Genomic DNA, 24164 nt, shown 5'->3' with positions numbered 1-24164 from the left:
GTCAGTCCAACAGGGCCACCTTCAGGGAATCGAGTCCCACGGAACCGACATTGAGTGCCCGGGTGTGAAAGTCGCGCAGGGAAAACGCGGATCCGTCCCGCGTTGCCAGTGCGTCCCTGATCTCTTCCCAGAGCCGCTGGCCAATCTTGTACGACGGCGCCTGGCCCGGCCAGCCCAGGTAGCGGTGGAACTCAAAGTCCAGCTGTCCGGCGGAAAGGTCCAGATTTTGGGCCAGGAAGTCGCGGCCCTTCTCGGCGGTCCAGGCCCCGGTTCCCCAGCGGGCCGGAATCGGCAGCTCCAGGTGCACGCCAATGTCAAAGACCACACGGGCTGCCCGGATGCGCTGCCCATCGAGCATGCCCATCTTGTCGCCTGGATCGGACAAATAGCCCAACTCGTCCATGAGCCGCTCAGCGTACAGGGCCCAACCCTCGCCGTGGCCCGACACCCAGCAGACATTGCGCCGCCAGTCGTTCAGCAGCCCCGATTGGTAGGTCGCGGTGGCAACCTGCAAATGGTGGCCCGGCACGCCCTCGTGGTAAACAGTGGTGGTTTCGGCCCACGTGGTGAACGAGTCTTCGCCCTCAGGGACAGACCACCACATGCGGCCCGGCCGGGAGAAATCCTCCGACGGGCCGGTGTAGTAGATACCGCCGTCCTGGGTGGGTGCGATGCGGCACTCAAGCCGGCGCATGATCTCCGGGATGTCGAACTGGTCGCCCGCCAGTTCGGCCATGGCTGCATCCGAGAGTTTCTGCATCCACGCTTTCAAGGCATCCGTGCCCTGCAATTGGCGGGCCGGATCTGCGTTCAGCAGGGCCTTTGCGTCCATAACTGAGGCGCCGGGCTTGATGGCCGAGGCCACGGCTTCCTGCTCGGCGATGACGCGGTCAAGCTCGGCCACGCCCCAGGCGTACGTTTCCTCCAGGTCAACTGCTGCGCCCAGGAACAGCCTCGACGCAAGCACATAGCGTTCCCGGCCCACGGCATCGGCGGTGGGCGCCACAGGCAGCAGCTCCGTGCGCAAAAAGTCCACCAGCGAGCCATAGGCCGCCCGCGCCAGCTCGGCATTGGCGAGCAGCGCAGTGGTGAGTTCGGCTGGCAGTGACGTGTCGACGTCGTGCGCGTCAGTCGCGTCAGTCGTCCCAGGTACGTCAAGGGCGGCATCGCGGGCCAGGGAAACAAAGAATCCGCCGGGGGCGGCGTGCCGCTCGCACTGCTCGATGACGGTCAGGACCTGGCGGCGTGCCGCGACGAGCCCGCGCGCTGCACCTGCCCGGAGCGAGGCGAGGTAACCATCGACGGCGCCCGGCACGTTGGCCAGCCGGGTGGCGACATGCTCCCAGTCCTGGACCGTGGCGGTGGGCATGAGATCGAAAATGGCCCGAATTTCCTGGGCGGGCGAGGCGATGTTGTTCAAATCAGCCAGCGGCCAGCCGCTCGCGTGCAGCTCAAGGTCCAGGCCCAGGCGCTCGTTCATGGCATGCCGCGTGACCTTGTCGACGTCGTCGGCAGGCTCGAGCGCGTCCAGGGCGGCGAGGGTGTCGGCGGCCGCCTGGGCCATGGCTTCCAAGCCCGCGGGGGAGTGGTCGCGGTACTCGCCCTCGTGCCCGGTCCGGCCCAGCTCGGTGGCAAATGCGGGATCAAGCGCCAGCAACGTCTCGGTGTAGTCGTTGGCAACCCGGTCGATGGCAGTGGTGGCCCGAATGGGCTGCGCAGGCAAAGTCATGGTCAAGAGCCTACTCGGCCCGCCCGGCCCCGTGTCCAAGGGCCGGGGTCATCGTGCGGGACCTGCGAAGGCTAGTGCCCCGAGCGCCGCCAGGATCCGGCACCGGGTTTCGGCGGCAGGTTCAGCTGCGCCCGCCGGGCCCAATGCCGTGACGGTGCCCGGAGGATTTCGCCGCCGGCCCCTGACTGCAGGGCAAGCACGACGGCGGTCACGGCGGCAAGTTCCTCGGCGCTGGGATTGCCCCGGGTCACGTTGAGCAACGGTTCTTGGGTGCCCGCCGCACCGGGCTGGAAGTCGGGGGGGATCACAGCGGGATGTTCCCATGCTTTTTGGCGGGCAGGCTGGCGCGCTTGTCGCGCAGGGCCCGCAGGCCCTTGATCAGCTGGATGCGGGTGTCGGACGGTGCGATGACGGCGTCGATGTAGCCAAGCTCGGCCGCCTGGTACGGGTTCAGCAGCTCATCTTCGTAATTGCGGACGATCTCTGCGCGGCGGGCTTCAACGTCGCCGCCTTCTGCCGCCACCGCGGCGAGGTCGCGGCGGTACAAAATGTTGACGGCTCCCTGAGCGCCCATGACACCGATCTGGGCTGTGGGCCAGGCCAGGTTCAAGTCGGCGCCGAGCTTCTTGGAGCCCATGACGATGTACGCTCCGCCGTACGCCTTGCGGGTGATGACTGTCAGCTTCGGCACTGTCGCCTCGGCGTAGGCGTACAGCAGCTTGGCGCCGCGGCGGATGATGCCCTGGAATTCCTGGTCCTTGCCGGGCAGGAACCCGGGCACGTCAACCAGGGTGATGATGGGGATGTTGAAGGCGTCGCAGTTGCGCACAAAGCGGGCGGCCTTTTCGGAGGCGTTGATGTCCAGGGTGCCGGCGAACTGCATCGGCTGGTTGGCCACGATGCCCACGGTGTGGCCTTCAATGCGGCCGTAGCCGATCATGACGTTGGGCGCGTAGAGGGCCTGCATCTCGAGGAAGTGTCCGTCGTCGAGGATCTGCTCAATCACGGCGCGCATGGTGTACGGCTGGTTGGCCGAGTCCGGGATCAGCGTGTCCAGGGCGAGGTCGGCGTCGTCGAGCATCAAGTCCTGTTCATGCTCGGTGACGGGGGGTTCGGCAAGGTTGTTTGAGGGCAGGAAGTCAAGGAGTTCGCGGACAAACTCAATCGCGTCGCCCTCATCCGTGGCCAAATAGGTGGAGGTTCCCGTGGTGCTGTTGTGCTGTCGGGCGCCGCCAAGGGTTTCCATGTCCACGTCCTCGCCCGTGACTGTCTTGATGACGTCGGGGCCGGTGATGAACATGTGGCTGGTCTTGTCGACCATGACGACATAGTCGGTCAGTGCGGGGGAGTAGGCGGCGCCGCCGGCGCAGGGGCCCATGATGAGGGAGATCTGCGGGACCACTCCGGATGCGTGGACGTTGTTGCGGAAGATGTCGGCGAACATGGCCAGCGAGGCCACGCCTTCCTGGATGCGTGCGCCGCCGCCATCGTTGATGCCGACGACGGGGCAGCCGTTGCGCAGGGCGAATTCCTGGACCTTGACGATCTTCTCGCCATTGACCTGGCTCAGGGAACCGCCGTACACGCTGAAGTCCTGGCTGTAGATGCCGATGAGGCGCCCATCCACGGTGCCGTAGCCGGAGACGACACCGTCGCCGAGCGGCTGCTTCTTTTCCATGCCGAACGCGTGTGAACGGTGCACGGCAAGGGCGTCGAACTCAACAAAGGAATCGGGATCCAGGAGCATGTCAATGCGTTCGCGGGCGGTGTTGCGGCCCTTGGCATGCTGCTTCTCGATGGCAGCCTCACCTGACGGCATTTTCGATTGAGCCGAACGGTCGCGGAAATCGGCAATTTTGCCTGCTGTCGTTGATAGGTCGTGGCTCATTGATACTCCGGCTCAGTAGTGTGGAAGCTGGCGACCCTTCATAGGAACCGCACAAAAGGGCAAACTCTCCTCACAGTCTAATAACGAAAATAGCCCTTGCGTGTGTAGGAAACCTACAAAGTCGGCAGATAACTGTCTGAGGTTCCTCCACCGCCGCGGTGACGGCTGCGCACCGGCGGAGCGTGCTGTTGCGCCGGATAGGATTGAATCCATGAACGGCGCCTCTCCTGATCTGAACCGCACCGGCCTCGAAGGCCCCGTCCTCAAGTCTGCCCTGATGCATCCGCAGGGCTGCTTTGGCCGGGTGGAGGTGGTTGCTTCAAGCGGTTCCACCAACACTGAGCTGGCCACCGGGGCAGCCAATGTCGATGAATACTGGCCGGACCTGAGCGTGTTGATCGCCGACGCCCAACCGTCCGGAAAAGGCCGCATGGGCAGAAGCTGGGAAGTGCCGGCGGGGGCGGCCATGATTTCAAGCGTGTTCCTGCGCCCGGCGGAGCAGGCCGCAGCGTCGGCAGGCCCCGGCACCAACCCCAGCCCGGGCACCGGCGCCAACCCCGACACCAGCCCGGGGCAGCCGTTCGCGCCAACCGGATACGGCTGGCTGTCGATTCTGGCCGGCGTGGCACTGTGCGGAACCGTGCGCTCGCTGACGGGCGTGCCGGCCGAACTGAAGTGGCCCAACGACGTCGTGGTCAGGGGGCGCAAGCTGGCCGGCATCCTGGCCCAGCTCGTGCCGGCCAAAGTCGTGACTGCCGCCGCGGCGGGCCCGGGAGCCAGCGGTGCAAAGGGCGCCCTCGGTGCGGCCGGCACCCACGGCGGGCTCCGCGTCCAGGCTGGTCCCGGCGTCGTGGTTGGGGCGGGTGTCAATGTCAGCCTGCAGGCCGGTGAGCTGCCGACCGACCGCGCCACCTCACTGTTGCTTGAGAACGCCACAACCCTGGACCGGAACCTGCTGCTCCCCGCGTACCTGAACCATTTTGCCGAGCTGTACCGGGACTTTGTGGCTGTTGGCGGGGATGCGCTGCGCCCGCTGCCCGGCGGACGGGGGCAGGGGCACAGCGTCCTGGAGCTCGCGCAGGAATGCATGAGCACCTTGGGCCAGGAAGTGCGCGCCGAACTGCCCGGCGGAGCCATGCTGCACGGCACCGCGACGGCCTTGGGGCCCGACGGCGGATTGCTGCTGCGTGACGCGGCCGGAACCATCCATGCCGTCAGCGCCGGGGACGTGATCCACCTGCGGCGCACCGGGCCCGGCGGCACGGTGAATTATGCGTAACTGGCTGCTGGACGACGAACAGGTTGTCGTCCGCTGTCGGCCGCATTCCCGGATCCTGGTCTGGCCCATCACGGTCGGGCTGCTGCTGGTGCTTGGCGGATCGGCGGGCCTGGCCAAATTGCAGCCGGGCCCTTTTGCCGGGTGGGCGCCGGATGCCTGGGCCTGGCGGGAGCCGGCCGTGGCGCTGCTTGTCGCGGTGGTGGTCCTGCTTGAACTGGCCTACCCGGTGCGGCGCGTGCTGCGCTGGGCCTGGACCCGCTACATCCTGACCAACCAGCGGCTGCTGGTCCGCCGCGGGCCGTGGGGGCGCATCGCGGAGGTCCATGTCCTGGAGCAGGTCCAGGAGGTGCGTCCGGTGCAGAATTGGCGCCAGCGAATGGTCGGATCAGGGGACCTGCAGCTGCACATGTACAAGGGGACCATGCGCACGGTGGCGGAAGTTCCCGTGCTGAACCGCTTTAATGGTGAAATGCAACATGCCTGGACCAAGGTGTTCCGGGCGTCCATTCAGCAAACACCCCATCAGGGGGACTACGCTGGTGAAGTTGGCATGACAGAGAAGGAGCGGCGCAAGCTTGGAAGAAACAACTGACCCACCCGAGCCGTTGTCGCCTCCTGCTGCACGCAACCCCCTCCCGCCTGCCTCACGCAACCAAACCCGGGACCTGGAAACACAGCTTCTTGGCGGGGAACGGACGCTCAAGCGCCGTGACGTCGCCGCCGGTGTTGGCGTTTCGCTGTTGTCGGCACGCAAAATTTGGCGCGCCATGGGCTTCCCCAACCTGGGGGACGACGACGTCGCCTTCACCGAGCGCGACAAGGAAGCCCTGCAGACCGTCGTCACCATGGTCCGTGAAGGCCTCCTGACCGAGGAAACAGCCATCTCGGTTACCCGTTCCATCGGCCAAATGACCGACAGGATGGCTGTCTGGCAGATCGAGGCGCTCGTTGAAGACCTGGTGGTGGAGCACGGTGTCAGCGACGCCGAGGCCCGCCGCGCAGTGGTGTCGGAACTGCCCAACCTCATTGCCCCGCTGGAAGAACTTTTGGTGTACTCCTACCGGCGCCAGCTCAACGCCGGCATTCAGCGGCTGGCCGTGCGGGCCGAAGAAGGCCTCGCCTCCAGTGAACTGGGGCGCGTCGGCGGCGAGGACGACGCCCCGCTTCCGCTCGCACGCGCCGTGGGCTTTGCCGACCTTGTCAGTTACACCTCCCTTTCCCGGCGCATGAACGAAAAAACCCTGGCCCGCCTCGTGCAGCGTTTTGAAAACATTTGTGCCGAGATCATCAGCGTCGGTGGCGGCCGCCTTGTTAAAACCATTGGCGATGAAGTCCTCTACAACTGTGAAACCCCCGTGGCCGGCGCCCAGATTTCCCTGTCCCTGGCCGAGGCCATGGCGGCCGACGATTTCCTGCCCGAGGCCAGGGTGGCCATGGTGTGGGGCCGGGTGCTCTCACGCCTCGGCGACATTTACGGGCCCACGGTGAACCTGGCCGCACGGCTGACATCGCTGGCGGAACCGGGCACGGTTCTCATCGACTCGGTCACGGCCTCCGCGCTGAGAAATGACGACAGGTTCATCCTGACCCAGCTGCCAGTTGAAAATGTCCGCGGCTTCGGCGAGGTCGCCCCGGTGCTGCTCGAACGCGGCACGGGCACGGGCCTGGTCATCGACTAACGGCTCCCAGCCTGCGGCGGCCCTGTCCTCGGCGGTGCTGCCGGCGTACCGTAGGAATCCAGCGGCGAAACTGCCGGGCAGCTGCATTGGCCGGTACGGCATCTTGGAGGCAGTCACGCCATGAAAAACCATAGCCAAGCAGGGGATTACAAGGCCGCCCTGGACCGTGCGCATGCCCACGCAAGCGGCTGGCTCGAGTCGCTGCCGGAACGTCCCGTGGGGCCCCGGCTGAATGCCGACCAGCTGCTGGCCCAGTTCTCCAAACCACTGCAGGAGGAACCCATGGACGCGGCCGCCGTCGTCGACGAGCTGGCGCTCCTGGCCGAACCCGGGCTGATGGCGATGCCCTCGGGCCGGTTCTTCGGCTGGGTCATTGGCGGCACGCTCCCGGCAGCCATGGCGGCCGACTGGCTGGTCAGCGCCTGGGACCAAAACGCGGCCATGCGCTATGCCACGCCGGCCACCGCGGCAGCGGAAGAGGCTGCCGGTGCTTGGCTGTTGGAACTGCTGGGGCTGCCCGCCGGGGCCGACGTCGGCTTCACCACCGGGGCAACCGGGGCCAATTTCACCGGCCTGGCCGCCGCCCGGGCGCATGTCCTTGACGTGGCCGGCTGGGACCTGGACACGGACGGCATGTCGGGCGCCCCCAGGGTGCGGGTCCTTGTGGGTGCCGAGCGCCATGCCTCCATTGACATGGCACTGAAATATTTGGGTCTCGGCAATCCGGCCGAGGTCGCTGTCGACACGCAGGGCCGCATGCTGCCCGCCCGGCTCGCAGCGGCGCTGGAGGCCGGAACTGGGCCGGCCATCGTCTGCCTGCAGGCCGGAAACCTGCATTCCGGTGCCTCCGATCCGATGGGCGAGGCAGCCGCGATTGCCCACAGGCACGGCGCCTGGGTGCATGTTGACGGCGCGTTTGGGCTTTGGGCTGCGGCGAGCCCGACGCACCGCCACCAGCTCGCGGGCCTGGCGGAATGTGACTCGTGGGCCACCGATGCGCACAAGACGCTCAATGTTCCCTACGACTGCGGGGTGGCCATCGTTTCGCGGCCGGAGGTGCTCCGCCCGGTTTTCGGCGCGCACACCAGCTACCTCGTGACCGATGACCACGGCCCCGGCGATCCCTTCGAAAAGGTGCCTGAATTTTCCCGCCGGGCCCGGGGCATTCCGGTGTGGGCGGCGTTGCGCTCCCTGGGCACCTCCGGCGTCGTGGCTCTCATTGACGGTTTGGTGGCCCATGCGCAGGCGTTTGCGGAAGCGCTCTCCCGCATGGACGGTGTCGAGGTGCTCAACGACGTCGTTTTCACCCAGGTGTGCGTGAGCTTTGGTTCCGACGAGCGCACGCGCAGCATCACCGCCCGCGTCCTGGCAGACGGCACCACCTGGATGTCCGGTTCGCACTGGGCCGGGCGGGACATCCTGCGCATCTCCGTGAGCAATTGGGCCACGGACGACGGCGACGTGGCGGCGTCCCTGGCCGCCGTCCAGCGGGCGGTGGCTGCCGAAGGTGACGGCTGAACACAGCTGCAGCCTGGCCGCCTGGGCGGGGATCCGCAGGCGGCTGTGGTGCGCCGGCTCACCGCCGGAACCGGGTGGCGAGCCGGGACAGGTCGATGCGGTTGGACGCGCCGGTTTTGTGCAGCAGGTTTGAGATGTGGGTGCTGACTGTTTTCTCGCTGATCACCAATGACGCGGCAATCTCGGCGTAGCTGCGGCCGGCGACGACAAATTCCAGAATCTCCCGCTCACGCGGCGTGAGCCCGGGCAACCGCACAAGGTCCGTTCGTGCAGCGCCTGCCAAGGGGGCCGTCGTCTTGATGCGGGCGTCCGTGGCGAGTTTGCGCAAGTGTCCCTGGATGGGGCCGGCCTGCAGCTCGTCGGCGAGGGCGAGCCCGCGGCGGAGCACTGTGGCTGCCAGCGGACGCAGGGAGTGTCCGTGCAGCAGCAGGGATTCCGCAGCCCGCCAACAGGAGTAGGCCTCCTCCCACCTCAGGGTTGCCGCCTGGCAGGCGTCGGCTGTCAGGATCCATTCCGTTGCATTGTCCGCACTCCCTCGGGCCCGGCCCGCCTCGGCCTGGTACAGCAGGTTGAAGGCTGCCACCTGTGTGGCGTACAGCTGGGTTTCATTGCCCGTTTCCTGCAGAACGGATGGGAACTCCCGCAGCAGGGCGTTGGTGCGGGCGAGCAGCGCGGCGACCGGCCGGCCGTCGTCCCTGGCCATCTGGACCAGATCCGCCAAGGAGCGGGCAGCCAGGGGAAGGAGCCATTCGCACATGGTGGGCGGCTGCCCCTCCGTGTTGACCCCGGCCATGGCGGCTGCGCAGGCGGCGTCCGGATGGCCCGCAGCCAGGAGAACCTCTGCGCGGACGGCATCGAAGTCAAGATTGTGAAATACCGACGACTGGGAGAATATTTCATCGGCGCGGGCAAGGTGCGCCTCCGCTTCCCCCTGCCGGCCCTGCCAAGCTGACAGCCTGGCAGCAGTCAGCCGGGCCGCGACATCCCCCATGGCGCCGGGATCCGAACCCAGCGCCACGCGAAGCGCCTGACCGCACTCCTGCCAGCGGCCGATGGCCAGATAACTGCCGGCCTCGTCGGCGGCCATCTTGGCCAGATACAAATGCGGTGCGCCCAAATCAGTCAGCCGCTGCCTTCCGGCACGCATCAGTTCGGCGAAGGTCTGGCTGGTCCACGCCGCCGTTGCGTTGGCCTGCCAGAGCGTTGCATGCACCAGCGCCCAGAAATCGCGTGCCTGTGCAGCTGCCGTTGCGCCCTCGGCGGCCAGGATCCGGGCCTCCTCCGGTTGCCCGCCAAACAGCGCCGCCATGGAGTTGGCCGTCAATGCATAGGAAAGGGCTCTGGGATTTCCTGCCTTCCGGGCAATTGCCAGGGCCTCTGCGGCCCTGGCCGGCGCCTCGGGGTCGTCCTTCCACAGCCCGATGTGGGCCAGTTCGGCCAGGGCATAGGCGTATTGCCAGCTGTCCGGGTTTGCACCTGCCAGCTGCACGGCCCTGCGCATTTGGTCTTGGGCGAGGAATTCCCGGCCCATGGAAAAGCGCAGCAGGGCGCGCCGCACCAACAGTTCGGCGGCATCCAACGGCTGTTTCGAGCGGTCCGTCCCCGCCAGCAGTGCCTCCACGGCCTCCAGCTCAACTTCCGGGGCGCCCGTTTCCTCAGCAGCGATCCGCAACCTGGACCACAACTCCTGCACGCTCTCCGGCACGTGCGGAAGTCCACGGCGCAGGGCCACGGCACGCCGCAGCAGGCGCAGCATCTCGGCACCCCCGCCCGCGTGTCCGGCAGCGGCGGATGCCCGCAGGGACCAGCGGTAGGCCTCGGCCGCGTGGCCGGATGTGTCATGGTGGTGGGCCAACGCCGCAAGCAACTCAAAATCCGGGTCTTCCCGGCCGTCCAGCAGGGTCTGCGCATGGGCGGCAAAAAGCGCATGCCAGCGTGTCCGTTCGTCGCCGTCCAAACCCTGCTGCAGGACCTCGGCGATCAATGGATGGTGGAACCACCAGCGGTTCCCGTCGGTGCTGCACTCAACAATTCCGGCTTCGGAGGCCTCATGCAGCAGCGCCGGGACGCCGTCCGGACTGCCGTCGAGCCGCACGACGGCGCCGAGGTCCACAGAGGACAGCGGCCGTCCGGCCACGGCCATGATTTGGGTCAGCCGCCGCGCCCGGTCGGAAAGGCTGTGCCAGGAGCGCAGGACCGCGCCCTTCAAGTCGGCGGGCAGTTCAGCCGGCAAGTGGCGGGCCGCGGGTTCCAGCCCCGCAACGACCAGCCTGTTGAGGTAGGCATTCCCGGCGGTGTGGTGGAAGACTTCCTGCAGCAGCGACTGGTGCGGGGGAGCACCCAAAAGGTGGGCCAGTTGGGCCTCGGTGTCGAACCGGTCCAAGGGCCCCAGCCCCAGCCAGCCGGTCCGGGGCATGCGCCTGACGTCGGCAAGCCAGCTTTGGAGCGGGTGCACTTTGCCCACCTCGCCGGCGCGCAGCGTGGCGATGATGGCCATGCGCCTGTCGGCCGGACCGGCGATGAGGTACATCAGGACGTCCAAGGTGCTTTGGTCGGCCCACTGCAGATCGTCGATGACCAGGACCAACGGGCGGCGCCGGGAGAGTTCGTCCAACCAGTCGTCGATCGCAACGGGGACGTCATTCGGCGGCTCACCGGCCTTTGGCAGCGTCGGGCGCGCGTCGCCGTCGAAGCTTGGCGCCGAACGGAAGGCCGAACGCAGCGCCAGAAACGGGACGGTGGTCGAAGCCAGGGGCAGGGCGGCACCGGCGAAGATCCAGCCCGTGAAGGCGGCGGATGCACAGGCGTGCTGAACCAGGGCAGTCTTCCCGACGCCGGCGTCCCCGGAGACCACAATGGTGCCGGCCGTGCCAGCAACGGCACCGGCCAACAACGAGCCCAGGAAGTCCAGTTCCCGTGCCCGCCCGACGATGTCAGCGCCATGGGTGCCTGCGTTCTCGGCCATCCTACAATTTTCGCACCGCTGCCGCCGGAACGGGCCGAAAGGGGACTATAAATCTCAGGGTCCCGGGCGTCCATCTCAGGTGCCGATCCCGATGCCGGCTGGGGAGGCCCCGGAGGACTGTGGAGATATCAGTCCAGCGGTGATCGAAAGGCAAGACAATGTACACCTCACATCATGCATCACGGTGGGCGGCCCTGGCCGCCGTCGCGCTGTTCTTCGTCGTTGCCGTCCCGTCCCCCGCCGTTGCGGTGCAGGATCCGGGCACGTTGGGCAGAAGCGTGCAGCAGTCAACGGGGCAGCAGTGTCCGTTGACCCGGATCGGAACGCAATTTGTCCGTTGCGACACCCTCACGGGCGCAGGGTCGGCCGCACCATCCTGGGTGCCAGAGGGCTGACGCATCAGCTTGCCCGGGCCGGAACCTCCACCGAAACGGAGGGCCGGACCCGGGCCACTGGCCTGCCCACATCCAGCCCTCCCTCAAGAAATAGTTTGACCATCAACTGGAGCAATCCGGTAGGATGCCAATGGTGACTTTTTTGAAAGTCCCGTTATTTTTCGTATGCGATTCTCCTGGCTGGTGGGGAAGCAAGGGCTAGTCATGGCACTGAGCGGTTTCTTTGGCACATCTTCGAACAAGAAACAGCTGTTTACGGCCTCCGCGGCTGTGGTGGTGTCCGCTGCGGTTGTGACAGGCGCGGTCGTCTACCCCGGCTTCAGCACGGCCGACGTTGAACTCAACGACGGCAGCGTGTGGGTGACAAACCGCGCGGACGGGCTCGTGGGCCACCTCAACGACCAATCCAAGGTCCTCGACGGCGGCTTCACCGCCACGACCACCAATTTCGACGTCATCCAGAATGCCAACAATGTCTTCATGAGCTCCGATTCGGGCTCCCTGCTCAACACTGTCAGCGTCCCGCTCATGGCCATGGAATCCGAGACCAACCTGGGCGGCGGCAAATACGCCTCGCAGGGCACCAACATGGTCTCGCTGACGGATCCCAACCAGGGCAAGGTCTGGGCCCTGGAGAATGCGGCCGTCCAGGGTTTTACCGATCAGGCCACCGTCCCCATTCTCACCGGTCTGGGCACCGCAGTTTCCGTCACGGCCCCCGATGACACCATTTACACCGCGGACGTCAAGACCGGCCAACTCATCACCACAGTGGTGAACGGCAATGGGACTGTCAGTTCGCAGGAACGGACCACCGTGGCCGGCATGGCCGGCCTGGAGGACCTGCAGATCACGGTTGCCGGCGGCAAGCCTGTCACCTTCTCCGCCGAGGCCGGGAAAATGTTCCTGCCGGGGGACAAGGTGGTTGAGCTGGAGAAGTCCGACGGCGGATTGCTCGCCCAGGCGAGCAGCGACGGCGACTTTGTTGCCCTGGGGACGGCGACGGCGCTGGTCACCCAGCCGCTGGACGGCTCGGCCGCCAAGGTGCTGGAACTGGGCGGCACCGGAAAAGCCGTCGCCCCCGTGGTGCAAAACGGCTGCGTCCACGCGGCCTGGTCGGGCGCCAACAAGTACGTGCTGGCCTGCGACGGCAGCGGCACGCTTGTTGACATCCCCAAGGCCGGCGGCACCTCCGAGTTTGTGTTCAGGAAGAACCGCGACGTTGTGGTCCTGAACGACATCAACACCGGCAACGTCTGGCTGGTCAACCAAAACATGCTGCTCGTCAACAATTGGGACGACCTGAAGTCGGAAGTGAAAAAGGCTGACGACGCCGAGCAGGACTCGGCAGACCCCAATGTGGTCAGCGCATTGCCTGACCGCACCAAGCCCAACAGGCCGCCGCTGGCCACCGCCGACGAGTTTGGCGTCCGGGCAGGAAAAACCACTATCCTGCCCGTGCTGTTCAATGACTCGGACCCCGACGGCGATGTGCTGAGCGTTGAAAAACCGGCCGTGGATCCGTCCGTCGGCGCCGTCTCGTCAATTTATGACGGCACCGGACTGCAGGTCACGGTTCCCGCCGAGCAGGCCGGTTCTGCACAATTCAACTATGTCGCCAATGACGGCCGCGGCGGGACTGACCGCGCCAATGTCAGCGTCAGGGTCGTCCCGCCCGCTGAAAACACGGCACCGCGCACCCTGCGCGACCAGATCCTTGTGGTTGAACAAGGCCGCACCATGAGTCAAAACGTCCTGCTCGACTGGATCGACCCCGACGGCGACGACATCTTCCTGCGCGACGCCGTGTCCGGGGACAAGTCCGCCGTCATCAAGACCACCCCTGACGGCCAGCTCAGCTACACGGACGACGGGGAGGAAATCGGGATGAAAACCATGACCGTCACCGTCTCCGACGGGCTCGCCACCAAGGATGCGAAAGTCAAGGTCAACGTCAAGCCGTCTGGAGCCGTGCCGCCGGCGGCCAACGCTGACTTCTTCCGCGCCATCGTTGGCGAGCCCGTGGTCCTTTCGCCGCTGAAAAATGACCAGGACCCGGCCGGCGGGACCCTGCGGTTGGCCAGTGTGTCCGCCGTGCCCAACGCCCAGATGTCAAAGATTACGGACAAGGGCACCGTCACCTTCACCTCCAGCACGGCGGGTCCGGTCTACCTGGAATATCAGGTGACCAACGGACCCATGAGCGCCACGGGGCTGATCCGTGTGGACGTGCAGGAAGCAGACAAACAGGGACTTCCCGTGGCCGTCAAGGACCTGGCCATGCTGCCCTCCGGCGGTTCGGTGCTGGTGGACGTGTTGGGCAATGACACCGACCCGGCAGGCGGGGTGCTGGTGGTTCAGTCGGTTGAACTTCCCGGGGGATCACCAGTTTCGGCGACGATCATTGAACGCAACATCGTCAAGTTGACGGACTTGCGCGGCCTCAAGGACACGCTCAGCATCAAATACACCATCTCCAACGGGGCGGGCAGCGCCGTGGGGGAAATCGCCGTCGTCCGCATTCCCGCAGCAGACAAGGTGCAGCCGCCCAGGGTGGAACCGGACACGGCCCGGGTCAGGGTGGGCGACGTTGTGACCATCCCGGTGCTGCTCAATGACAGCGACCCCAACGGTGAGGTGCTAAAGGCTCCGGAGGTCGTGGAAACGCCTGATCCGGCCCTCGGCCAGCTGTTCACCGACCAAAACGAGTTGCGTTTCATCGCCGGCCCCACGCCTAAAACCGTGCAGGGCGTGTACCTGGTGGCCAACAGCAGCGGGCAGTACAACTCGGCCCCTGTCACCATCACCGTCGTGCCCGAAGACCCCGAACACAACCAGCCGCCCGCCGCCAAAAACCTGACCGGCCGTGTCATTGCCGGGGAAAACGTGCGCATCCCGGTTCCCTTGAACGGGATCGACCCCGAAGGTGACTCGGTGGAGCTGGTGGGCATTGACAAGGGCCCCTCGCTTGGCACGGCCGAATCCGGCAACGGCTTCATCTTCTACACCGCCGGCGGCAGTTCGTCCGGCACTGACAGTTTCACCTACAGGGTGCGGGACAGGCTGGGCGCCGAATCCATCGCCCGCGTGGATGTGGGCGTTGCACAGCCACTGACCATGAACCACCCTCCCGTGACCGAGGACGACTACATCACCATGCGGCCCGGGCGAAAGGTTGCCCTGGAGGTGCTGCTCAATGACTCAGATCCCGACGGCGGCCAGCTCGGCCTGGTGAAGGACGGCTTCCAGGGGCCGGAGGAGATGGCCCCCTCGGTGACCGACAAGGGCAAGGCGCTCGTCACTTCACCCGTGGAGCCGGGAATCGCCACCATGTTGTACACCGCGGCCGACAAATTTGGGGCCACGGCCACCGGAAACATCCGCATGACAGTGTCTCCGGACGCGCCGCTAAAGGCACCCATCGGCCGGGACGACAGGGTCACGGTGAAGCAGATGTTGGGCAAGAACACCGTGGACGTGCCGGTGCTTGAAAATGATGCAGACCCCGACGGCGTCACCGAGGAACTCAACGTCGCCGTCCAGGCACTCCCGGGAGCGGGAAACGCCACCGCCACCGTCACGTCCACAGGAGCCGTCCGTGTGGTGCTGGAAGCCGGCGAGCAGCTGGTTCCCTACACAGTGACAGACCAGGACGGGCTCACCTCGACAGCCGTCATTTGGGTGCCGGGCCTGGACAAGCAGTACCCGGTGTTGAAAAAACATGACGTCATCCGGCTCACCGCCGGGGAATCCGCCGTAATGAAGCTCTCCGACTACGTGCAGGTCAGGGAGGGCAGGACGCCGCGGCTGACCGAGGCCGCAAAGATCTCACTTGTGGGGGCACCCAGCGCCAACGTCATTGAAGGCGACGGGGCCGGCATCAAATATGCCGCCGACATCAAGTACTACGGTCCCGGCTCTATCACCTTTGAAGTCACCGACGGCAAGGGCCCCGACGATCCCGACGGACTGAAGTCAACGCTGACAGTCATGACCCTCGTGGACCCGGCCCCCGTCAAGAAAGAGCCCGAGCCGACGGTTCCGCCCAAGGAAAAGAAGGAAGAACCCAAGAAGGAGGAGGAAAAAAAGAACACTCCTCCCACCTTCACCGGCTCCATGCTGGAGGTGCCGCAGCAGGAAACAGTAACGCTGGATGTTGGCCCGATGGCATTCGACGTCGATCCCGGCGACAAGGAAAAGTTCAAGTTTGCGATGGTTGGCAACCAGCCGGCAAACTTCAAGGTCGCCTTTGAGGGCTCGGTGCTGACAGTCACACAGAGCACCGGCACAAAGGTGGGCACGAAGGCCACCGTCCAGGTGAGCGTCAGCGACGGCAGCAACGACCCCGTCGTGGCCGACGTGGCACTGTCCGCCACCTCATCTTCCGAGCCGCTGCCCGTCGCCAACCAGGACATCGTCAAGGACGCCCACGCAGGCCGCGCAGAAGTCATCAAGGTGCTGGCCAACGATGTCAACCCGTTCCCGGGCACTCCATTGGAGGTGGTGAACACCTCCATCGAGACGGATCCCAAGGGCATCGTTGTCACCAACACCAACGATTCCGTGACGGTAAAAACCGACGGTGACTACAAGGGCACAGTGGTGGTCAGATATGTCGTCGAGGACAAGACGAAGGACGCGGACCGCCATGCAAACGGCAAGATCCGCATCACCGTCAAGGGCAAGCCGGACGCCCCCAGCAAACCTCAGGTCCTGGAGGAAAAGAACGAGGCAGTCCTGCTGACCTGGAATCCGCCTGCCGACAATGGCTCGCCGCTCACCGGCTACACCGTGAGCTGGACAGGTGGCTCGCAGAAGTGTGCCACCAACACCTGCACCATCACGGGCCTGGAAAATGCCGTGGAGTACAAGTTCAAGGTCACGGCCACCAATGCTGTCGGCGAATCGGACCCTTCACCGCTCTCCGTGGCGGCAATGCCGGACAGCAAGCCTGACCCGCCTGCCGCCCCCGCCACCAAATTTGGGGACCGGGCTGTATCGATGACGTGGAAAACCCCCGTGGGGAAGTACTCACCCGTGACGAAATTCAATGTGGAAATTTCGCCCGCACCTGCCGGCCAAAACGCCCAGCAGACGGGATTGACTGGCAACTCGCTGACCTGGTCCGGCCTGAGCAACGGCACCGAATACCAATTCCGTGTCCAGGCCGTGAACAAGGCGGCCCAGCCTTCCGATTGGAGCCCGTATTCGGCGTCGGAGATCCCGGCCGGCAAACCGGCTGCGCCGCCGGCACCCACTGTGCAGGTGTTGGAACGCGTTGGCAACCAGAACCAGATCGGTGTCAACTGGGGCATTCCATTTGCCAATGGCGCCCAGGTCACCTCATACATCCTGACCCAGTCCGGCGGCGGAGTCCCGGCCACCACATATCGGCCGACGACGAACAGCCAGACTGTGGCCGTGAGCAACTCCACTGAGCCCTACACCTTCAGTGTTGTGGCGATCAACAAGGCCGGAAACAGCGAATCCAGCCCGGCCTCCACGCCGCAGCGGGCCGTGGGCAAGGTGGCGATGATGTCACCGCCCAGCCTGGCCGTCGTCAACGAGACGGCGGCAGGCGGCCAAGTGCAGGTCAGCTACACCCCCTTGAATGAAGGGCAGCTCAGCGGCTATGCGGCCAGCGAGGTCAGCTACTGTGTCAAGCTCTCCACCGGGGCCCAACAATGCGGTGTCCCGTCAGGGGTGGTGTTGTCCTCACCCAATGGTGCGGATGTGTATGCCACTGCCTGGGCGGTTGCCTCCACGGGAGGCATCGGTTCCACGGGTGACGCATCACCGCCGTCCAACACGGTGAAGCCGTACGGCAATCCGGGCTCGGCCGGGGTGGGCGGCAGCAATGGCGCGGCGGAAACCCAAACCGTCAACTACAACTGGTCGTTCCCTGCCGGAGCGGTGGACGTCGCCAAATTTGAGGTTCGCGTCGATGGCGGTGCCTGGACAGTCAAGACCGGCAACGGCAGTGCCGTCCACAACACGGGCGCCTACAGCAAAAGCGTGACGATTGACGCACGCACCATGAACTCCGTTGGCAGCTACGGACCCACCGCCTCAAAGACACTGACGAGCGGGACGAAACCTCCGCCGGCCCCGCCCAAGACATTCGTCCGCGTCATAGCGGGCACTTACCACTCCTGCACCCAGGGCGCTGGTGAGAATACGAGCAACTACCAGACCAATCCCAAGAGGTGCGGCGGCGTGGTCTCGAACGGCGGCGATTACGATATCGATGACAACAGCAAATGGCAGGATTACGCCGATGGCTGGGTCGAGGTGACCGGCTGTGGCGACATTTTCTACTCCTGGTACAGCGACTGGTACGTCATGTCCACCGGCCCCAATGCGGGCCGCGCGGTCAACGGCCCGGACGTGGAAGTGCGCGACGAAAACGGCGGGAGCCTCCGCTGCAATTAACCCGGAGCGGACCACCTGTTAGCCTTGGCAACGGTGGTTTCGCCCCGGGAACGGCAACTGCAACAGCCACCACCAGCACCACCAGCACCACAGGTCTCAGCGGTCTCATCCAGCCGGCTCCAACCAGCCGGCTGAGCTAAGGGTTTTTCATGGCTTTGAACGTTTTCGCCGGAAAGCACACGCGCAAGCGGTTCTTCTCCGTTTCCGCCGCAGCAGTCGTCTCCGCGGCCGTCGTTGCCGGGGCACTGATCTACCCCGGATTCAGCACGGCCGACGTGGAACTCAACGACGGCAGCGTCTGGGTGACCAACCGCAGCATCAACATGGTGGGCCACCTCAACGTGCCCTCGGAGGTGCTCGACGGCGGGTTCACGGCCACCACCGAAGGCTTCGACGTGCTGCAGGATGCCGGCACCGTCTTCATGGACAACGACTCCGGCACCCTCCTGAACCAGGTCGACGTGCCCGCCATGACACTCACCGAGGACACCGCGCTGGGCGGCAGCAAAACCATCTCCCTCGGCACCGACACCACCGTCATCACCGACCCGGCCGCCGGCAAGGTCTGGGCCGTGCCCACCACCGCCGCCGGTTCGTTCGATGAGAAAACCACCAAGCCCATCCGGACGAAAATAACCAACGCACGTGCCGCCGTCGCCCTTGAAACACACGACGGCGTGAGTGAAGTTTTCGTGCTCAACCCGGGTGCCGCGGTGCTCACCCAGGTGAGTGTTGGCCCGGACGGCAAGGTCATTGAGACCAAGGACGAAAAGATCGAGGGGCTGCCGGCGTCGGGCAAGCTGACGCTGAGCCTGGTGGGGGACAAGCCCGTCGTGCTGGATCCCGAGACCGGGACCGTGTTCCTGCCAGGCAACAAGCACGTGGTGATTCCCGCGGCGAAGGGCGCTAGCCTGCAACAGCGCAGCAAGGACAGCGACTTTGTTGCCCTGGAAACCGGCAACGCGCTGGTGCTGCAACCGGTCAACGGCGGCGAGGCAACGAGCGTTGATGTTGGTTCGCTGGGACGGCCCATTGCCCCGGTGCAGCAGGACGGCTGTGTCCACGGTGCCTGGAACGGTTCGAACAAATACCTGTTCCACTGCCCCGGAAGTGACGGTGGCGGGTCCAAGCCGATCAGCATTCCCAAGGCGACGGCGGCCTCGGACTTGGTCTTCAGGGAGAACCGCGACGTTGTGGTGCTCAACGACATGGCCGGCGGCGACGTGTGGCTTGTCAATAACAACATGCGGCTTGTCAACAACTGGGACGACCTCAGCGTGGACCAAAAGAACGCCGACGACGCCGACAAGGACTCCGCCGATCCCAATGTTGTGAACACGCTGCCGGACAGGACCAAGCCCAACCGGCCGCCACTGGCCGAGCCCGACGAGTTCGGCGTCCGCGCCGGCAGCACCACCCTGCTGCCCGTGCTGTACAACGACTCCGACCCCGACGGCGACGTCCTTACAGTGCGCGACAGCGCCACCGACATCAAGGCGGGGAGCCTGCAGACCGTGTACGGGGGGACAGGGCTGCAGCTGGTGGTTCCGCCCGATGCCCCTGCCGGCACCGAATCATTCAGCTACACCAACGACGACGGCCGCGGCGGCACGGACCAGGGCACCGTGAGCGTGCGGGTCGTGCCTGAAGCCGAGAACGCAGATCCCGTGTCGATGCGGCCCACCACGATGGTCGTGGCCCAGGGCCAGACCATCAGCCAAAACGTCCTGGCCGACATGATCGACCCCGACGGCGACAGCATCTTCCTGGTCGGCGCCACCGCCGAAGAGGACACCGGACAGGTGAAGTTCACCCCGGACGGGGAGCTGAGCTACACCGACGACGGGTCCTCAATCGGACTGCGCACCGTGACGATCAAGGTTTCGGACACGCGCTCCATTGTGGAGAAGAAGATCCAGATCAGCGTCAAGCCTGAAGGGGGTGTGCCTCCGGTTGCCAATGCCGACTATGTGCGGGTAGTTGTGGGCCATGACGCCACCGTTGCACCGTTGAAGAACGATCAGGACCCCCTGGGCGGGGAATTGCGGCTGGCCAGTGTGGACAAACCTGCCACCGGCAGCGTCTCCGCGATTGCAGACAACGGCACCTTCACCTTTACCTCTGAAAATGTGGGCCCCGTGTACCTGACGTACCAGGTCACCAATGGGCCGCAAAGTGCGACGGGGCTGATCCGTGTTGACGTGGTTGGGGCGCAGAAGGAGCTTGCCCCCATTGCCGTGAAGGACATGGCGCTGCTGCCACAGGGCGGCACCACCCTGGTTGATGTGCTGGGCAACGACAGCGATCCGGCCGGCGGGGTCCTGGTGGTCCGCGGTGTTGACGTGCCTGACGACGCGGGTGTCTCGGTGACTGTGCTTGACCACGACGTTGTCAAAATCACCGACATCAGGGACCCGGGTTTCCCTGTCACCATCCACTACACCGTCTCCAACGGCCAGGGCACCTCCACAGGTGCCATCGCCGTCGTCAGCATTCCGGCCGCGTCCACGCTGCAACGGCCAGTGGCCCGCGACGACGTGGTTGACGTCCGTGCCGGGGACGTGGTCCGCATTCCCGTGCTCGCCAATGATGTGGACCCCAACGGGGACACGCTGAAGCATCCCGAAATTGTGGAGGCACCCGATGAAGCGGCAGGCAGGCTCTGGGTTGACCAGGACTCGCTGCGTTTCCTGGCCGGGGACACCCCGGGAACAGTGAGCGCCATTTACAAGGTCACCAACGACTCCGGCCAGTCGGACTCCGCCCCGGTGACGATCAACATCGTTGCCCCGGATCCCGAACGGAACCTGCCCCCGGCGCCAAAGAATGTTAAGGGCCGGGTGATCGCCGGCGGTCAGGCCAAGATTCAGATCCCCCTTGACGGCATTGACCCCGACGGCGACTCGGTGCAGTTGGCGGGTGTGGACATCCCCCCGACGCTGGGGACGGCGGTGGCCGACAAGGGATTCATCCTGTACACGGCGGCAGGAAGTGCCGCCGGAACGGATAAATTCACGTACAAGGTCAGGGACCGGTTGGGTGCCGAAGCTGTTGGCACGGTTGAGGTGGGTATTGCCCCGGAGGACTCAAGCAACCGCCCGCCCGCGGCCTCCGATGACTTCATTTCCATGCGGCCCGGCCGCAAGGTCGCCCTCGACGTGGCGCTCAATGACAGCGATCCCGACGCCGACAAGTTGTTTGTGGCCAAGAACGGCTTCAGCGGGCCCGAAGAGATGGCGCCATCGGTCACGGACCTTGGCCGGGTGCTGCTGACGAGCCCGGCCGCCACGGGCATCGCGACGATGGGTTACACGGTCAGCGACCCCTCGGGGGCCACTGCCACGGCCAACATCCGCATGGACGTCACACCCGACGCGCCGCTGCGTGCACCGATTGCCCGGGATGATGAGGTCACCGTCGATGAGGCACTGGGCAAAAACACCGTCAAGGTGCCGGTGCTGAAGAACGACGAGGACCCCGACGGGGTGGCAGACGAACTCGCCCTGACACTGACGGAACCCACCCCGAATGCCTCGGTGAACTCCGACGGCACGCTGCAGATCGCCTTGACGGCTGAACCGCAGATGGTGCCCTACACGGTGACGGACCAGGACAAGCTGTCCTCAACGGCCATCGTTTGGGTGCCGGGCCTGGACGCCCAGTACCCGGTGCTGGCGAGCAATGACGTCATCAAGGTCAAGGCCGGGGAATCCGCCGTCGCCAAGCTGGGGGAGTACGTCAAGGTGCGTGACGGCCGCACGCCGCGGATCACCCAATCGGACAAGATCAGCATGATCGGCGCCGACAGCACCGATGCCGTCACCTCCGACGGGGCCGGGCTGAACTACAAGTCCAACCTTGACTTCTTTGGCCCCGGATCCATCACCTTTGAGGTCACTGACGGCACCGGTCCGGACGACCCCTCAGGCCTGAAATCGACGTTGACGATCATGACCGAGGTGGCTCCGGCGCCCGCGAAAAACCTGCCGCCGAAGCTCCAAGGCACCACGCTTACTGTCGCCCAGTTGGAATCCGGCACCGTGGACCTCGCGCGGCTGGCCAGCGATCCCGAGAAGGACACGCTGAAGTTCGCCTTGACGGGTGACGCGCAGGCAGGCCTGAAGAGCAAGCTCGACGGCGGCACGCTCACCGTTGAAGCGGAAAAGGACGCCGGGCTTGGCTCCGAGCAGGAGCTGGGGATATCAGTGGACGACGGCCACAACCCGCCTGTCACCGCCGAGGTGAAGGTGGGCGTGACGTCGTCGACCAAGCCCAAGGCCGTCGCCAATGCGGATTCGGTTCCCGACGCCCACGCAGGCCGCTTGGAAACCATCCCGGCGCTGGCGAACGACGTGAACCCGTTCCCCGACAGTTCCCTGAAAATTGTTGACGCCAAAATGACGACAGGTGCACCAGGCACCCAGGTCGCCGTTGCCGGGGACAATGTCACCGTGCAGGCCCCCGACGACTTCACCGGCAACGTGGTTGTCAGCTATACCGTGTCCGACAAGACGGAGGACCACGACCGCTGGGTTGACGGCCGCATCACCTTGAACGTCAAGGGCAAGCCTGCGACTCCTGCCACGCCGCTTGTGGAGGAGGTCCAGAGCAAAGCAGTGATGCTGAAGTGGACCGCGCCTGTAGACAACGGTTCACCCTTGACCGGGTACACAGTCAAGCGGAGCGACGGCGTTACCCAGCAATGCGCCACCAACACCTGTTTGATCACGGGCCTGAGGAATGCCCAGCCCTACACCTTCAGTGTGAGTGCCAAAAATGCTGTGGGGGAGTCCGACTTTTCGAAGGCCTCGGTCTCGGTGACGCCGGACCAGAAGCCTGACAAGCCTGCCCCGCCCACTATTGTGCGGGGCGACACGCAGCTTGATGTCAGCTGGGTGACGCCGGTGGGTGAGTACTCGGCGGTGACGTCCTTCAATGTGGAGATCTCCCCGGCGCCTGCCGGGCAGAATCCCCAGAAGACCGGGCTCAAGGGCAATAAGTACGTCTGGAAGGGCCTGAAGAACGGAACCGAATACACCTTCCGCGTGCAGGCAGTGAACAAGTCCAAGAAGCCGTCGGACTGGAGCGAATATGCCGGCAGGGCTGTGAAGCCTGCGGGCAAGCCGTTTACGCCGGCTGCGCCGACGACCGCCCTGGTGGACCAGGTGGGCAACCAAAACCAGATGCGGGTGAATTGGACCCAGCCAAACCTCAATGGCGGGGAGCTGAAGCAGTACACGCTCTTCACCTATTTGGACGGAGCACAAACCGACTCCGTCACCACCACACAGACGAGCCAGACGGTGTCGTTGCCCAATTCGGCCGCCAATTACACCTTCAAGGTGCAAGCGGCCACCGAGGTGGCATCCTCGGACTTGAGTCCGGCTTCGCCTGGCTGGCGGTCGGTGAGCCAGCCGGGGCAGGTGGGTGCTCCCACGATAGCTTTGGCCAATACGGGAGGTTCCGGGGGACAAGTGACAGTTGACTTCCAGCCCCTCACCGGGGCTGCCTTGGGCGGGGCCACCGCGGGTGAGCTGACCTACCTGGCCAACGTCACGCCCGGCGCCAGTGATATTCCGGTGAAACCGGGGGATGTGGTGGCTGCCACCAACGGCGCCGCCACCACCGTCACGGTGCGGGCCAAGTCCGCAGTGTTCGCCAGCGCCGGCAGTGCATCGCCGCCGTCGAACTCTGTGACACCGTATGGCACCCCGGGAACGGCCGGACTTAAGGGTGCCAACGGGGCCAAGGACAAAACGACTGTTTCCTACTCGTGGAGCATGCCCGGCGGTGCCGTGGACGCCAAGGCCGTGGAGATTCGGGTCAACGGTGGTGCCTGGTCTGCCAAGACGAGCGGCGGCAGTGCGACGTTTGATACTGGCGGGTACAGCAAAGAGGCCACCATTGACGCCCGGTCTGTGAACTCCATTGGCCAAGACGGGCCCGTCCAAACCGTAAAGCCCAAGAGCGGGGCCAAGACGCCTCCAAAGCCCACGTCTTGGACAATTTCGGTCAACCCACAAAGTTGCTTGGAGAAGGCATCGGGAAGCGGCGATCACTTCACCGACGGCAACCCAGCCAACTGCTCGTCGCAGTGGCTCGAGAGAAACACGCCGGTACAGGTCAACTGCTACAAGTATTGGGGTGCCAGGGACGATGACCACAAGTGGTACCACATCACCACGCCCGGCTACAGCGAATGGGGCTTTGTGAAGGCCTTGTCCACCAACCAGCCAACCCCGGCCGGCATGCCTGAGTGCTAGGACTGACACGCCTGAT

At 65.3% G+C, this 24164-nt stretch carries 11 protein-coding genes; 7 read left to right on the top strand and 4 right to left on the bottom strand.

The window, feature by feature from the left end:
* Nucleotide 1: 1 nt before the first annotated feature.
* From AC1L6K_RS16790 to AC1L6K_RS16780, 3 genes are all read right to left on the bottom strand, one after another.
* On the bottom strand, nt 2-1729 hold the full coding sequence (locus AC1L6K_RS16790; RefSeq protein ID WP_480949972.1) for a DUF885 domain-containing protein: 1728 nt from the start codon (nt 1727-1729) through the stop codon (nt 2-4).
* A 71-nt stretch (nt 1730-1800) separates the two neighbouring features.
* Entirely contained in the window at nt 1801-2037 is a 237-nt protein-coding gene (locus tag AC1L6K_RS16785) for an acyl-CoA carboxylase subunit epsilon (RefSeq protein WP_480949971.1), read from the bottom strand.
* Nucleotides 2034-3617 carry an acyl-CoA carboxylase subunit beta gene (locus tag AC1L6K_RS16780; protein ID WP_480949970.1) on the bottom strand — a complete coding sequence of 528 codons (1584 nt, stop codon included), beginning with the start codon at nt 3615-3617 and terminating at the stop codon, nt 2034-2036. The genes AC1L6K_RS16785 and AC1L6K_RS16780 overlap by 4 nt, the downstream gene beginning before the upstream one ends.
* Nucleotides 3618-3828: 211 nt before the next feature.
* Between AC1L6K_RS16780 and AC1L6K_RS16775 the strand changes: the two genes are divergently transcribed.
* From AC1L6K_RS16775 to AC1L6K_RS16760, 4 genes are all read left to right on the top strand, one after another.
* Complete coding sequence (locus AC1L6K_RS16775) at nt 3829-4896, top strand: biotin--[acetyl-CoA-carboxylase] ligase (RefSeq protein ID WP_480949969.1); 1068 nt, start codon at nt 3829-3831, stop codon at nt 4894-4896.
* Nucleotides 4889-5488, top strand: coding sequence for a PH domain-containing protein (locus AC1L6K_RS16770; RefSeq protein WP_480949968.1), 600 nt, complete (start codon nt 4889-4891; stop codon nt 5486-5488). The genes AC1L6K_RS16775 and AC1L6K_RS16770 overlap by 8 nt, the downstream gene beginning before the upstream one ends.
* Before the next feature lie 13 nt (nt 5489-5501).
* Entirely contained in the window at nt 5502-6575 is a 1074-nt protein-coding gene (locus tag AC1L6K_RS16765; RefSeq protein ID WP_480952807.1) for an adenylate/guanylate cyclase domain-containing protein, read from the top strand.
* A gap of 120 nt (nt 6576-6695) precedes the next feature.
* The gene (locus AC1L6K_RS16760) at nt 6696-8093 is read left to right on the top strand and encodes a pyridoxal phosphate-dependent decarboxylase family protein (protein ID WP_480949967.1); all 1398 of its coding nucleotides are present in this window, start codon (nt 6696-6698) and stop codon (nt 8091-8093) included.
* Nucleotides 8094-8151: 58 nt separating this feature from the next.
* Here AC1L6K_RS16760 and AC1L6K_RS16755 read toward each other — a convergent pair whose 3' ends face one another.
* Complete coding sequence (locus tag AC1L6K_RS16755) at nt 8152-11058, bottom strand: helix-turn-helix transcriptional regulator (protein ID WP_480949966.1); 2907 nt, start codon at nt 11056-11058, stop codon at nt 8152-8154.
* 158 nt (nt 11059-11216) lie between these two features.
* Here AC1L6K_RS16755 and AC1L6K_RS16750 point away from each other — a divergent pair, with 158 nt between their 5' ends.
* The 3 genes from AC1L6K_RS16750 (at nt 11217) to AC1L6K_RS16740 (ending at nt 24148) form a co-directional block, all read left to right on the top strand.
* Nucleotides 11217-11453, top strand: coding sequence for a hypothetical protein (locus AC1L6K_RS16750; RefSeq protein ID WP_480949965.1), 237 nt, complete (start codon nt 11217-11219; stop codon nt 11451-11453).
* Nucleotides 11454-11657: 204 nt separating this feature from the next.
* Nucleotides 11658-17885 carry an Ig-like domain-containing protein gene (locus AC1L6K_RS16745; protein WP_480949964.1) on the top strand — a complete coding sequence of 2076 codons (6228 nt, stop codon included), beginning with the start codon at nt 11658-11660 and terminating at the stop codon, nt 17883-17885.
* 149 nt (nt 17886-18034) lie between these two features.
* The gene (locus AC1L6K_RS16740) at nt 18035-24148 is read left to right on the top strand and encodes an Ig-like domain-containing protein (protein ID WP_480949963.1); all 6114 of its coding nucleotides are present in this window, start codon (nt 18035-18037) and stop codon (nt 24146-24148) included.
* Nucleotides 24149-24164: the final 16 nt, after the last annotated feature.

The organism is Specibacter sp. BI4, assembly GCF_056680095.1.
Note: the sequence above shows the minus strand (reverse complement) of the source record. Positions and strands in the feature narration are given on the sequence as shown.